This window comes from Curvibacter sp. Hmag1.1, assembly GCF_059769165.1.
Genome location: NZ_JBMBGX010000002.1, coordinates 3,185,703 through 3,199,674 on the forward strand (window position 1 = coordinate 3,185,703; position 13,972 = coordinate 3,199,674).

Annotated in this window: 14 protein-coding genes and 2 pseudogenes; 5 read left to right on the plus strand and 11 right to left on the minus strand. The window is 49.3% G+C overall.

Annotated features, from left to right (window positions below):
* Nucleotides 1-272: 272 nt before the first annotated feature.
* The 8 genes from ACOAP0_RS15480 to ACOAP0_RS15515 form a co-directional block, all read right to left on the minus strand.
* Nucleotides 273-1,328, minus strand: a complete 1,056-nt coding sequence (locus ACOAP0_RS15480; RefSeq protein WP_498377130.1) for an agmatine deiminase family protein — start codon at nt 1,326-1,328, stop codon at nt 273-275.
* 95 nt (nt 1,329-1,423) lie between these two features.
* The gene (locus ACOAP0_RS15485) at nt 1,424-1,741 is read right to left on the minus strand and encodes a hypothetical protein (protein ID WP_498377131.1); all 318 of its coding nucleotides are present in this window, start codon (nt 1,739-1,741) and stop codon (nt 1,424-1,426) included.
* A 482-nt stretch (nt 1,742-2,223) separates the two neighbouring features.
* Nucleotides 2,224-2,382 (minus strand): hypothetical protein, encoded by a 159-nt coding sequence (locus tag ACOAP0_RS15490; protein WP_498391462.1) that lies wholly within the window; start codon nt 2,380-2,382, stop codon nt 2,224-2,226.
* 1 nt (nt 2,383) lies between these two features.
* Nucleotides 2,384-3,004 carry a metallophosphoesterase gene (locus ACOAP0_RS15495; protein ID WP_498377132.1) on the minus strand — a complete coding sequence of 207 codons (621 nt, stop codon included), beginning with the start codon at nt 3,002-3,004 and terminating at the stop codon, nt 2,384-2,386.
* Complete coding sequence (locus tag ACOAP0_RS15500; RefSeq protein ID WP_498391463.1) at nt 3,005-3,184, minus strand: hypothetical protein; 180 nt, start codon at nt 3,182-3,184, stop codon at nt 3,005-3,007.
* A 315-nt stretch (nt 3,185-3,499) separates the two neighbouring features.
* Nucleotides 3,500-3,931, minus strand: coding sequence for an HAD domain-containing protein (locus tag ACOAP0_RS15505; RefSeq protein ID WP_498377134.1), 432 nt, complete (start codon nt 3,929-3,931; stop codon nt 3,500-3,502).
* Between the two features lie 658 nt (nt 3,932-4,589).
* Nucleotides 4,590-5,243, minus strand: coding sequence for a hypothetical protein (locus ACOAP0_RS15510; RefSeq protein WP_498377135.1), 654 nt, complete (start codon nt 5,241-5,243; stop codon nt 4,590-4,592).
* 104 nt (nt 5,244-5,347) lie between these two features.
* On the minus strand, nt 5,348-5,722 hold the full coding sequence (locus tag ACOAP0_RS15515; protein WP_498377136.1) for a hypothetical protein: 375 nt from the start codon (nt 5,720-5,722) through the stop codon (nt 5,348-5,350).
* Between the two features lie 225 nt (nt 5,723-5,947).
* Between ACOAP0_RS15515 and ACOAP0_RS15520 the strand changes: the two are divergent.
* From ACOAP0_RS15520 to ACOAP0_RS15530, 3 genes and pseudogenes are all read left to right on the plus strand, one after another.
* Nucleotides 5,948-7,026 (plus strand): annotated as a pseudogene (locus ACOAP0_RS15520) (IS3 family transposase); the annotation flags it as partial.
* A gap of 319 nt (nt 7,027-7,345) precedes the next feature.
* Nucleotides 7,346-7,591, plus strand: a complete 246-nt coding sequence (locus ACOAP0_RS15525; protein WP_498377137.1) for a hypothetical protein — start codon at nt 7,346-7,348, stop codon at nt 7,589-7,591.
* 530 nt (nt 7,592-8,121) lie between these two features.
* On the plus strand, nt 8,122-8,427 hold the full coding sequence (locus ACOAP0_RS15530; RefSeq protein WP_498377138.1) for a hypothetical protein: 306 nt from the start codon (nt 8,122-8,124) through the stop codon (nt 8,425-8,427).
* Between the two features lie 1,214 nt (nt 8,428-9,641).
* On the opposite strand, the gene ACOAP0_RS15535 is transcribed toward ACOAP0_RS15530, so the two are convergent.
* Nucleotides 9,642-9,971, minus strand: coding sequence for a J domain-containing protein (locus ACOAP0_RS15535; protein WP_498377139.1), 330 nt, complete (start codon nt 9,969-9,971; stop codon nt 9,642-9,644).
* Between the two features lie 71 nt (nt 9,972-10,042).
* Nucleotides 10,043-10,534 (minus strand): PH domain-containing protein, encoded by a 492-nt coding sequence (locus tag ACOAP0_RS15540; RefSeq protein WP_498377140.1) that lies wholly within the window; start codon nt 10,532-10,534, stop codon nt 10,043-10,045.
* A gap of 455 nt (nt 10,535-10,989) precedes the next feature.
* On the opposite strand from ACOAP0_RS15540, the gene ACOAP0_RS15545 reads away from it, so the two are divergent.
* Entirely contained in the window at nt 10,990-11,259 is a 270-nt protein-coding gene (locus ACOAP0_RS15545) for a hypothetical protein (protein WP_498391464.1), read from the plus strand.
* Nucleotides 11,260-11,823: 564 nt separating this feature from the next.
* Here ACOAP0_RS15545 and ACOAP0_RS15550 read toward each other — a convergent pair.
* Nucleotides 11,824-12,222, minus strand: a complete 399-nt coding sequence (locus ACOAP0_RS15550) for a hypothetical protein (RefSeq protein ID WP_498377141.1) — start codon at nt 12,220-12,222, stop codon at nt 11,824-11,826.
* 153 nt (nt 12,223-12,375) lie between these two features.
* Between ACOAP0_RS15550 and ACOAP0_RS15555 the strand changes: the two are divergent.
* Nucleotides 12,376-13,468 (plus strand): annotated as a pseudogene (locus ACOAP0_RS15555) (IS3 family transposase).
* Nucleotides 13,469-13,972: the final 504 nt, after the last annotated feature.

Here is a 13,972-nt window from a genome sequence, read left to right on the forward strand (position 1 = left end):
CCTATGAAATCCTGGAACTGGCCAGCGCTTTTTTCGCCCAGGCGGAGCTCTACCGGGAACTCGTGTCAATGCCGCTCGTAATTTCCGCCCCTCCCCGGGCCTCATTTCCAGACTGCGCGTGACAACTCTCCAGCACAACTGCCTGTAAGCTCAAAGAATTAGGGGAAAACCCGTGCCTACTAGCGTTAGTATTTGCACGGAAATCGAGATAACCAAGCTAGGGTTTGCATGCCGTCAACTCTGCCGCCAAAAGTGCTCGATCACGGCTTGCCTCAAACCGCAGGTTCCTGCTGTGTGGTGCAGTGAATCCCGCCACCGCCGGCGGCCACGCCATCGATGTTGAGCTGCACAGTCTCACGTTTCGGAAACAGGTCCTTAAGCGTGTCGCGAGCATTGGCGTCAGCTTTTTTGTCACCGAACTCAGGCGCAATCACTGCGCCGTTGCACACATAGAAATTGATATATCCGGCGGCGAAGTCCTTGCCCGCGTAGCGTTCTCGCACTGTTTCGGGCCCCTCTATCACCACCACATCCAGCTTGTTGCCGCGGGTGTCGGTCATCTCGCGCAAAAGGTTCAAGTGCCGCTTGGTAACGGCGTGGTCATACGAAGCGGGATCCGTGTCGTAGCCCGCCACCACCACCCCTGGGGCAGCGAAGCGTGCGTAGAAATCGGTATGGCCATCAGTGATGTCCTTGCCCTTGATGCCTGGCAGCCAGAGGATCTTTTCCAACCCCAGAAGGCGCTTGAGTTCTGCTTCACAGTCGGTCTTCGATACGCCCGGGTTTCGGTTGGCATTGAGCACGCAGCTCTCGGTGATGATGGCCGTGCCGTGGCCGTCCACTTCTATACCGCCTCCCTCCAGTACTAACGACGTTTTCAGCCTCGCCACGCCAGCACGATCAGCGACGAAGGCTGCCACTTTGGCATCATGCGGATGCTTCTGCTTCTTGCCCCAGCCATTGAAATTGAAGTCAACTGCTGCCTTCTGTCCTTGGTGATTGGTCACGAAAACCGGGCCTGAGTCACGTACCCAGAAGTCGTCCACCATCTGATCGATTAGCTCTACCCTTGACCCCTTAAGCAGCTCGGAAGCCCGGGCCATGTCGTTCGGACGCACAAGCATCGACACGGGCTCGAAGCGGGCAATCGACATGGCTATATTTGCCAGGCCTTGCTGCACCGCCGGCAGCAGCTTCCTGCCCCAAATGTCTAGGTGCGCCCCAAACGCCATCCAAGTGCGCGCATGCGGCTCGGCCTCATCTGGCATTCGCCATGCTGCTGGCGACGGTGTGGCGGCGAGGCTTGGCTTCGCCTGGGTCAGGGTCATAGGAATTGCGGCGAGAGAAAGAAGTGAGTGGCGACGATTCATCATAAATTTGTCATTTGCTTTTTTTGAAGGCCAAACGGCCTTGGCCCGAGGCATCAAATAAAGGCCGACACAAGGATGCCGCCGAACGCAGCGCTGAGCCCAGCCATATACAGCTTGAGCGTGACCCGGTAATGGGCGAGAGCCTCCTCGGACGCTACGCACGGCTGAAGCATGCGAAACAAGGCGCTAAACAACAGCAGTGCCCCAATACAACAGGCCAGCAGTACCACGCCGTCCGACAGCGAGCGCAGCGCGAAGTTGTCCTCTGTCACCCACTGCCCCAGAAATCCGATGAGAAAACCGAGGATCACACCAAGCGAAGTCACCACAGGCTGGCGGTAGTCTTTTAGTTCGAAGGCGGGTGAGCTCATGAGTCGTGCTGAACAGAATGTTGGTCTTTTCATTGTGCCTTCTGATTCTCGCGACAGGTCCCCGATTCGGCGGAATGGGTAGGACGGGTGAGTTGGAGGAGTTCAAGGAAGTTACGTTTGCTGGAGCTGACACCTCTACCTGCCCAACTCTGACACTGGATTGGCATAGCGAAGCTACCGGTCCAGTAACACCGCTACAAAGCAGTCAATCATTGGAGTCCGTTACTAGCCCAACGCTGACATTCGGTGCAAGTAGGCTTTTCAAACCTACCCGGCACAGGCGGTCAGTTCAGCCGGAATATGCAGGGACCGGGCTACGGTAATCAACATATGCAATGTAGCGGTCTTTCCTCACTCCAAAATTCTCAAGGCGCTTACGCTGCGGCCTGCGCGTAACTGTCAAGCTTCGGCTGAAGGAAGCAAACTTCATCCTGCATCCTAAATTGGCTTATCGCGGTCCAGATTGGAGACATTCACAAGTTTCATACCCCCCTTTTTACTTTTTTGAAGTCGATGTGATCACCCATACGCCAGTCTTCTTGCTGAAGAAAAATTTCACTGAACTTCAGGATCATTTCACCAGTTTCCGGATCAGTTTCGAGCTCGGTGCTCCAAGACCTTATGCATTTTGTATTCGTCATTTCATATCTCTACAATGAGTCGCGGATTGAATTCAGAATTTTCAAACTGCGCTTCATTTATGCTGTTTATTGAGCGCCGGTTTAACACGTATCCAGCCGGATTTGCTATGACTCTGCATCGGCCAATCTGGTAATCAAAACTGTCGTGGACATGGCCGTGAATCCAGAGGTCTGCACCCTGCAGAAGGTCACCTAAGTCACTGACAAAGGCTGCACTCAAAAGGTCGTCTGTGTATTTCTCATGGACTGAATTTGGATGTGAACCGTGATGCGTCACGACTACGGTCTTACCATCAAAAGGTTTCGCAAGTTCATCCTTGAGCCATTGACGCGATTGCGCATGAATGGCCAACGCATCAGCAGGAGAGAAGGCGCCTCTTTCCATCCGGATCAACCGATGATCGTTCAGCTTCTCTTTGGCCTCATGCATGGCTAGAGGTTGCGAGTAGTGTGGTTCAAACAGCCTGTAATCCGTCCAAAGTGTTGCACCCAGGAATCTCACACCTTTGAGTACATCAGAACTGCATTCCAGGAAATGAATGCCCAAGTCCTTCGCTCGCGCCCGAATCTGAGCCTGTTTGCTTCGATAGCCATGACCGTAGTACTCATGGTTACCCGCCACTTAGATGACATCGGCATTTGAAGTCCACGGTTGGAAGCGCTCAATGCCTTCAGATCCATCGTGAATGTCACCAGCAAGAATCACCACATCAGCGTCTGTGCGTTCAATGATGGTTGGGGGAGTTCCATCTGGTCTCGGTAGGAGATCAAGATGAAGATCAGAAGCGATCTGGATTTTCATAAGCGAGGTCCGTTGAACTGGGCTGTTGCAAAACCTTCAAGGTACTTTGCTCGAGTATCTTGAGGCATTTCCAGAAGCCACTGTTCCAGGCCGACAAAGCGAAAAGCCTCCACAAGGGAGGCCTTCACTCTCTACACCGGGGCGCCCAAATGGGTAATGCCGTTCGGCGCTTCGGGTCGGAGTGTAAGCCAAATCCAAGCGTGCTACAGAGAGCGGATATCCGTTTCGCTGCAAAGCTTCTATTCGTGCGCTGCTTAGGGCCGGTAGTCTTTTGAAGTCCGGATCAATGCAAACGATAGGTAGTAAAGAAGTCATTTAAGTGCCCATGGCCTTCGTCAAGCAAACGAGATCTGTTTCAGTCAGTCCGATTTTTCGGTCGGTTAGTACGAGCCGCTTTTCAAAAGGCCGGAAATTCCATGAACGGTCGTCCAGAGCAAGCCATGGAATCCAGGGATCCGAGTGATCTCGCATCCAGGTTTCGCACTCGTGCTGTCTTTGATAGCTTTCCTGAGGGACGTCAGGCGTGACGCCAACGATCCGATCACCCCATTGGGGAAACAGGGCTTGAAGTTCTGGGTGAGAACGCTTGAGTCTCCAGGTGGAGGAGATCACAACATCCACATGCGGATGCGCTTCTAACCATTCCTGTAGCAAGAACGCTCGACAGAAAAACGAAGCTTCGCCAGTTGGCGGATCCGGGTGCAGCACTCCATCGAAGTCGAGGAACAAGATGAATGGGGATGTCATGGGTGTGCAATCCTTGGTCAAGCACCTAGGTCGTTTTTCCTGATTGCAGAGCGCGCTCTCGGAGCCAGTCTTGGCTGGAGTAGCGATAGACAGCTCAGGTCAGTCTGTCCCTTGATCAGCCTCTTGGCCAAGCTTGCAAGCTCAGCCAAGTCCGTTTCGTTGCGGACTTCCAAAGGCGCAATGATGTTGACACCCATGGCCCACCTAAGTCGCCGTGGTTTCCAATTGACAGGTACGGTGTGCTCGATGCCTACGCTACTGATACTTTCGAACGTCGTCTTGAGAAGGTCATAGTAGGCCCGCTTATCAGGCGATGGCTCCCGCAGTGTGGTGGATACCAGTTTCTTTCTGGAACGACCAACCCGCTTGTAGTTCTTGGTACCACCCTCTGTTAACCAACTGTCGGAGGGGCCGTCACCCACCACTTTGTAGACTTCATCCCACAGAGCCTCGTAATAGACATGTCTGGGATGCTGCCACCAAACTATCACTCGGCGTTTATTCCAAATTAAGCCTACGTCATCCCAGCTGCTTAGGCTCTCTGGTGTCATGTCAGCATAGCTGTGGGGAAAATAAAGTCCGCCTGCAGACAGTCGCCTTGGGTGGGAGCGCTGGTACTCCCGTTGTAATCGGCGCATGGCCTCAAGACTGGGGATTCTCATTTCAACTTCCATGCGTTCAGGTACTGGACCTCAACTGTTCTGACACTTGTTGACTCGTCAGCGTCATTGAAAAACTCGACGTCAACCAGGTCGGTGGTGTCATGAACGTGGATGACCGAGCCGTAAGCACCAGCCTCTAAGTCCAAGTCCGGAATTGACTTATTGGTGAATACCGGAGTTCCAATTCCGAAGAAATTGGATGACGAGGGTCGACCGGATTGTTCGATAAGTTGGCGTTGGCGCTTCTCACTCCTTACTTGGTCGAGGCGTTCTGCCAAATTTGCGATGACGTGGTCTGCAGGTACACCATCATCATTTACGATTGACTTGGCGATGTTTGCTTTTGCACGTGCCCTAAAAGACCGTTCAGACTCGTCCGGGAAATCCCCCCCATGTTCATCTTGGCTGTAGCCATCGAGAGGGTCAGTGATTCGAATCCAAGCACCTAAGGTATCTTTGACGCAATGTTGGCAAAGGTCAACATCAACCCGATTTCCGTCACCGAAGATGGAACCGTATCCGGCTCGATTTTGAATAGACATGAACTCATGGAATTCACAGTCCATGTCATCTCGTTCGGCTTGACGACCACAGCGATCACAAATGAACTTTTGGGTATAGGGTTGTGAACGAACGGCTTCAATCTTCATTGAGGACTCCATAAAACGCTAAGACTGAACCCGACAGGAAAAACGGACCAATGTTGTTGCAACAGGAAGACGGATACAACTTCGTTTCCTGCAGACGAGTATCTTCATTCAAAACTCTGTATGAGTTGCTTTGCTACCCACGCCTGTCCCTCTTTGCTGAGATTCCAGCCATGCAAGGACATGTGATTGACGATCTCATCCACGATCTCCACAAGTGGCACTTTGGGCCTCTGGTCTCGCTTTGCATGTGCGTATGCAATGAGTTGGTTCATGAAATCCAGGTATACATAGTGGTGTTCAAACTGTTCCAGGGGGGTAAGCCTGACGACATACTTGCCGTTGATCAGGCGAGCGGGAAGCTTGGTCTGAGTGCCTGCAGGCGCAGTGGGAAGGGGATAGCGGGGAAAGTCGCCTGGTACTGCCGCCCTTGATGAGAGCTCATGTGACGGGGAGATGTCGGACTTGAAGGGTTCAGGCATGTTGGTATCCCAAAATTTGCGATGAAAAAATCCATCGGATCACCAAACGCGGAATTGCGTTTCGCGGATCCCAATAATCCTTCCCAAGGCGCACATCCCACAAACGGATACCAATAGAACCTGAGCAAATCGCATCGGTACCATAAATGGGTACCTTTCGACGTCCCCCCGGATTTGAGTAGCAAATGATGTTGGAGTCCAATCCCATATGACAGGAGATTGGACGTGAAGAAGAGATTTACCGAAGAACAAATCATTGGCTTCCTGCGGGAAGCGGAAGCGGGCCTGGCGGTCGCCGAGCTGTGCCGCAGACACGGCTTCTCAGAGGCCAGCTATTACCTTTGGCGCGGCAAGTTTGGCGGCATGAACGTGTCTGACGCCAAGCGCTTGAAGGAGCTGGAAACGGAGAACGGGCGACTCAAGCGATTGCTGGCCTAGGCGAGGTTAAAGAACGAGGTGACGAAAGAAGCCTTGAGAAAAAAGTGGTGAGCGCACCGGCCAGACGCGAACTGGTGCGCCATATGGTCAGTCATGGGTTGAGCGAACGCCGTTGCTTACGTGTTGTCGGCATGAGTGCCAGCGCCTACCGCTATGAACCTGCCCAGGACCGCAATTGCGCACTCAAGGAAAAGATCATCGCCTTGGCACAGCGCCATCGCCGCTACGGCGCTGGCATGATCTATCTGAAGCTTCGCCAAGCCGGTGAACTCGTCAACCACAAGCGCGTAGACCGTCTGTATGCCGAAGCAGGCCTGCAGGTGAAGAAGCGCAGGCGCAAGAAGATCCCGATTGCCGACCGGCATCCCTTGGAACGGCCAAACGCAGCCAACCAGGTATGGACTATGGACTTCGTATTCGACCGCACGGCCGAGGGACGCAGCATCAAGAACCTGACGGTGGTGGATGACGCAACCCATGAGGCCGTGGCGATCGTGCCGGAGCGTGCATTGGGCGGGAATCAGCTCGTACGCATCCTGGAACAACTGAGCACCACGCGAGGCTTACCCAGAGCGATCAGGACCGACAACGGGAAAGAGTTCTGCAGCCGGGCCATGCTGACATGGGCCCATGCACGGGGTGTTCAGTTATTTCTGATCGAACCCGGCAAGCCCAACCAGAACGCCTGTATCGAATCATTCAACGGGCGATTCCGCGATGAATGCCTGAATGAGCACTGGTTCACCAGTCTGCCGCATGCCCGCGTGATCGTTGAAGCATGGAGGAAGGAATACAACGAGGAAAGACCGAAGAGATCACTGGGCGGACTGACACCGGCCGACTATGCAAAAACACTGATTCAGAAACCAGTTAAATTAACCCCGGACTCCAAACCCAAGTGCTACTGAAAATGGGGGGACGTCGCTTTTGTTCGGATCGGTACGACATTTCGAATCTCAGACGGATTCAATGCACGATTTCCACCTGTGATGTGTGTTTCTTCAAGGTCCTATTGAGCCGCTATTCTTCGGGAATTAGAACAGTGGACCCTCGGTGAAACGCCATCAGATGGCGTAGAAACAATCAACGCTGTCGACCCAAAGCGGTCCCCGATCAATCTGAATTCATGTTCAAGAAACTGACGTTCGAGCAACAATTGACTGGCGGGCACGATGAAAGGTCGGAATGCAGCGTTTCCCGACCTTTGGCTGTCAAAGGCTGATTCAAGTTGTCGGCCAACTGCTGGTCAGTGAATTTCCATATCAGTTCAGCGATATAGGCACTCCGAAAGGAAATACTGAACTGTTCACTTTGAGCAACCCCAAGCTCGCGACAAGGATGTTTCATCCTAAAAACTTAAGTTATGAGGCCAAAAAAGTCACTGCGTCAGATCTCTCTGGCGAGCTGGCTCCAAGACTCGTCAACTGTTAGATTGCATCCCAAACTTCATCCCGTCTTAGCTCAAATGCACAGGGGTCAATCGTTGAATCTGACGCGGCACTTCGATATGTTTTGGGGCTTCAGGCGTATGAGAAGGTTCTGACCGAACTTTGCATCCTCTAAGCCCTAAAGAACCCAGCAGGGCCTCAACACAGAAGTAGCTTGGACCAACAAATGATCGCTTGGTTAAATGCAGATAACTTTGGTAACAGGCGATTGAGTCATATCTGTTCCACACTGAACAATAATAATTCCGTTTTAAAAAGACACTTTTTGATGAATCTGTGTAAGCTACGCATGTTTCGTCAAACACCTACCAATTTCACACCAGAAATTGGAAGCAATTGAAAACTTTGCATGGAAGCATTTGTGTTCTGGCCACCAATGGAAGTAATGTGGACAGAAGCGGCCCAGATATGGTTCCAGTGACCAAGCTAGGCTTGGTAGTGGGTATGTACTTGATGCCTTGCAATCCGATCGACGGACATACACTTGAGGAAAACGTCTAGCAGGTGGGCATCTTGGCCAACCAGCATCCGCACATGATGTTGGTGGTCAAGGTCAAAAATGTCGAGGACCTGCATATCCTCCGGTCGAACCACCGGCAAAGTGTGACTCGCACGAAGAAAGCGATGATTAAACTGCGCCGCGCCAATGATTCGATCATCAGACGCATAAAGAGCGACGGCGAGCTCTATTGCAATCCATTCAGGGGCTCTCTGGGTGATGTCCTGATTGCAGTGCTGTTCGACTCCGGGCACAACATCCGCATGCTGATAAGCCTCCTGAGGCTTTCTTCGCTGCTTAATTTCGTGTCATGTCTATAGATTTGATAGGCTGTTCGGCCAGTGACTCTCGCCATTCGCCCGTCTTGGCTGTCAGGAGAGTCAGTTGCTTAGGAGGAACTCAATACCTGACTCTCAACGTTTATGCCCTTGATGAGTTGGACAAACTGTTTATAAACACGGGGAGTTAATTTTGTGCCAAAGTCACTCGATATGCACTTGGAAATATGGAACCAGGGTTACGGCTTGACTAGGCTCACCTCTATGTCTTCTTTGACCAATCCCCGCAAAGGCCTGAGGATCACTATTCGTTCGGGTATACCAGCAATGGGGGCCTCAATTCTGGAATTTAGATTCAAAATCGCTCCGTCGAAGACCCACTGCAGATCATCGATCTGGCGTTTGCATAGCTACTCACCTTAACTGGTTGAAGCCGCGGTGCATTCTCGATGTTTAGTTTGGCTTACCTTCATTGATCAACTGTTCAACCTAGGGGGGAAGTAGTGTATGCCCGAAGACCTAGTAGACGGACGGATTGAATTTAATGTAGACCAAGAACAGGATTTTTTCCTTAACCACTTTACGCTTTATACAAAATCGCTCGTTCAGACATAAGAAGTGCACTGTGACGTTGGGTTTATTTATTCCAGACAAATTAATCGCCAAAATCGGTTGCAGCTCATTTAAGGGCTACTTAGTTCCGACGTTCAAAAATTTCTATCAAGACTGTTTTCTCATCGCCGTTTTCTGATCTGGATAAATTAAAACTCAAGTCGCGAAGTGAGCGTAATAACTGATTTAACTCATCCCTGAGGTCAAGCAACTGTTAAGAAAGCAACTCATACTTCATTCTCTTCGACATGATTTAATGACTTTCGAAAGGTAAATATTTATTCTCGCTCTGAGTAGTAGTTATAGGCTGCTTTAAATAGATAGATAAAGTTTCCGGCAAATATTCCATAGATGGCGCAATAGATTTTTGGGAAACCTAAAAGAAAAAAAGAAATCATGCATGCAGCTGAAAGTGCAGCAATAAAAAATCCTGGCAAGTTATTCTCCTTTAATAAATTGATTTTTGTTATAGATTAAGAGTACTTGTTGCGTTCTCGTTTCCGAGCTGAAGTTAATTATTTGTCTAATGCTGAATTTGAGTTTCTGGGTTATTAAACTATTTGCTCTGCTTCTATGGCGGAGATAAATGCTTTACGTAATTGAATTGAATTCTACTCAAGTTTCGCAATAGGTCTAATTTGTAGTTATGCTAGGGGCCTAAAGCCAAAGGGCCTTACTGATGTTTTTTCATCACGACTAGACGGTCTCTTACTCCAAAATGCTCCATCCACTTTACGTCGGTCGCCTATAGTTTTTTCTAATCCGATTTGTAAATCATATCTGTTTCTTTTTTCAGGGTCAGATAATACTGAATATGCATAATTTAGTTCGGACATTTTTCCTTCTCTGTCGCCAGATTCGGTAGGCAGTGATTTGTCGGGATGGTGTTTTTGGGCAAGACAGCGATAAGCAGCTCGGATGACTTCCCCACTAGCGTTAGTGTTGACTTCAAGTATTTCGTAAAGTGTCTGCATATATCTAACATCACATGCGACGGAAAAAATGGAAATTCCGATTTAATTTTAATTGCAGAGCAAGAATATATTTAATTTTCATGTGGGGGATTGAGAGCATTACCCATTTGGAGTTTAGAAATAGTGCTGTGCAATGTGATCGCTTCAGAGACAAAATTCTTAAACTGAAATGGTGTACATACTTTTGAAATTACAATATTTTCAGACTCTCTCCCCTCAATTAGGACTGTTCCAAAATTAAAAACTCTTCCGAGTCTGCTCTGAAATATATGAATGCATTCAACTCTATTTAATGTTACCTCGGCGGTTTTTCGGTGAAGGCAGCCGATTTTCGCAATAATTCTCTTGTTGGTTATTGCTAACTCTGTTGAGCTAGTATTTAACCAATTTTGAATCAGCAGGAATATTCCAGTAATGAACACAGGCCAAAGACTAACGCTAATCAAGAGAGACAATAGCATTCCAAATACTGAAATTGTTAGGGAAAAGAAATCTATCCAGTGAATTTTGGCAATTGAAATTATTTTTTCGCCCGGCATTAAACTGGACTGAACGTAATTCATAAGGCAATTTGTATTCGTTCGAAGTCAAAAAGATGAGTTAAATCTCCACTGAAGCTGATAGAGTACTAATATCTTTGATATTTTCGCGTCTTTGCCCCCTGTGAATCATTGGCAATTGACTACTGAGAGACAATTAAAGACATGTCTAGTGCTTGAAATTCCAACTGAAAGCGATTCGGTTGGGAGGAATGTGTATCGGTGACGTTTTTATTTGTTTTGCTAAGCTAGTGCCAAGTTTCTCTGGATTTGTGCGGCGCCAAGGCTAGGAGTCCAATCCGACTGAAAGATTGGATCGGGCTTCGGAAGGAGATTTAATGAGGCATAAATCGTTTGTTCCCAGCGTGCAGTTGTGGTGCGCTGGGCGAGGTGCTGGGCTGTGTTGCAGGTACGGCAACCCATAGGCCTGCTATTGCCTTGCGCAAGTGCAAACCGTAAGGGCCAACTTAAGATAGTAAATGCGCACTCAAAGTCACGATCTTTGCCCTGGTTCGGTGACATTGACACTAAGGCGCAGGCGCGATTTATTGAAGGTGCGCCAACAAGGCGTGATCTTCAATCAAAAGCGACTAGACCAGTTGTATGCAGGGCCGGGCCTGCAAGTCAAGAAGCGTAGACGCAAGAAGATTTGCCTGAGCGACAGGCATCACTTGGAGCGTCTAACATTTGCCAATCTGGTTGATTTATGGACTTCATGTCTGATTGCAAGGATGAAGGTCGCAGCATGAATAGCCTGACGGTAGTTGAAGGCTATTCATGCCAATTGATACGCGTTTGTGCCGGAGCGTGCATTTGGCCGAAATCAACTGGTTTGGATCCTGAGACAACTTGCCTGCACCATAGGTGCTGACCAAAGCTATCCGGATAGGCAACTGCAAAGAGTTCTGCAGTTGTGCAATATTTACTTGGGCCCATGCACGCGTTGTGAATCGTACCTGTTTGGGCCAGGCCAGCCCAATTAGAAAGCATAAATCGAATAGTTCGCCGGTCAGTTTTGGGACGAAAACCTGAAAGAATATCGATTTACCATCTTGCAACAGGTCAGTGTAATTCGGGGGGGGGAATACAACGAATAAAGATTCAGGAGATCACTAGGTGGCCTTACACCATATGCCCATGCGAAAAATTGATTCAAAGTGCAGTAAATAATTACACCAGTTACTACAACCCAGTGCTATTGAACTGGGTAGGGGCATCTGTTGAAATGCTGTATTTTCTATGATTTATTGGAGGGGAAGGAAAATCTTGCCGTAGTTGTCCCTGCAAACTGAAATACAGAGCCTGTATTCCTATCAAAAAGTGTGCTCAAGCGAGAGATGAATTGCCGATGCAGAGTTTGGTGGTAGCAGCAAAGAAATGCGTGCTCCAAATCCGTTCGGAAGATTTACTCTTATGGAGGGAATAATTGCGGGCAGGGGGTCAATACGGTAGCCCGTTAGTACCACCGTCGACACATCAAACATACCACCAAAAACTGGCATAGTTAAACCAACATAGTTTGACTGCCTACGCGCGCTGTTGAAGTAACTACCCGCAGTAAAACCGCCTTCGAGTTGAATGTACAACCCAGGGTTGTTGTCGTTATAGCCTGGAGTCGAATGCACAGTTTGCAAATGGGTGCCGATGGTGATTCCTGCAAAAGCTGGACAACAGGCAAAAGTCATTAAAAAATAAACTATATGGACTCGCATGAATGCAATTTATTTAAATTACATTCACTATAACGAAGTGGTAATTATTGTCTTTAAAGACTGTTCTCCGGGAAACAATGGTTGGAATTCTGTATTGGGCAATCCCCCGATAAACCAAAGGACCGAGAAGTGGGATTTCCCAAGAAGTTCTAGGTGAAGAAGTCGAAATTTACCGACAGCCAGATCATTGCTGCCATCAAACGTGTTGAAACCGGTCTGCCGGTGCCGGAGATTTGTCGGGAACTGGGCAGCAGTACCGCCACGTTCTACAAGTGGCACGCCAAGTTCGGCGGCATGGACACCTCTATGATGTCTCGCATGAAGGAGCTCGACGACGAGAACCGGAGCCTGCGCAAGATGTACCTCGAAGAGAAGCTCAAGGCTGAGATCGCCAACGAGTACTTCGCATAAAAATAACCCGGCCGTCTCGCCGGCGCGAGATGGCCAAGGAAGTTGTTGAGCAGCGTCGCCTGACCATACGGGTGGCCTGGGCCGCGCGGTGTTTTCGATCAGCGAGTCCTGCTACCGCTATGAACCCAAGCAGAACGCTGAGAACGCGCTGATCGCCGATTGGTTGGTCCTTCTGACGGACAACCACCGCAACTGGGGATGTGGCCTGTGCTACTTGTACCTGCGCAACGTGGAGAGCTTTGGGTGGAACCATTTGCGCGTGTACCGCATCAACTGTGCGCTGGAGCTGAACCTGCGCATCACGCCTAGGAAGCGCCTGGTGAGTGAGAAACCTGAGCCGCTGAAGGTGCCAGAGGTCATCAATCTGGTCTGGTCGATGGACTTCATGCACGACAAGTTGGAGGACGGCCGTAACCTGTGCTTGTTCAATGTCATCGACGACTTCAACTGTGAGGCGCTGGGCATTGAGGTTGAATTCTCGCTGCCCTCGGAGCAGGTGATCTGGGCATTGAAGCAGATCATCTCCTGGTGCGGCAAACCGCAGGTGATTCGCTGCGACAATGGGCCGGAGAACATCAGCGGCACCATCCAGAACTGGGCCAAAGAATGGGGCGTTAGGATCGAATACATCAAGCTAGGCAAACCACAGCAGATCGCCTATGTAGAACGGTTCAATCGGACAGCTCTCTACGAATGGTTATCCCAGCATTACTGGTCCAGCATTGAAGAGGTTCAGGACTTCGCCACGCAATGTATATGGTCCTACAATCATGACCGCCCGAAAATGGCCGTGGGCGCTTTCACCTTAAAGCAGCGTCTGGTCATGGCCGCATAACCGTTCTACTCTTAGGTCCAGTGGAATAAGGGAAGGGGTTACCGGGCTATTCAGGACTCTTTGGCTTAAATTGTCTCCCAGTATACACTCTTGCCATAACTTCCTCTGTGAAAAATCAATACTATCTTTTTAATATTAGAGGTAGAGGTTTATATGGGTGCATTAATTAATCTAAAACAAGATGCAGAATTCGCTGTTCTATTTCTTCGAGTGCTCAGCGAGGAAGTTGAGATGGCGCGAAAAAATGATAAAAATTTCGACTTGGCAATTATTAATTCATGTATCTTGTTAATTCGTCGAGAGTTTCAGTTGTGAACTGCTTTTTTGACTAAAAAATTAAGCGAATTTAATTCTTCTTTTTCCAACAGACCAATGTTTTGTTGATGAAAGTCGCAGGCCTGCGAATGTGTGTATATTTAGCCAAAAAATCCTGAATACTTTTCTCGATTGCTATAGAGTGATGCTATTGCTCCATCATTCGTAAGTTCCCCTACCAAGTAAGCA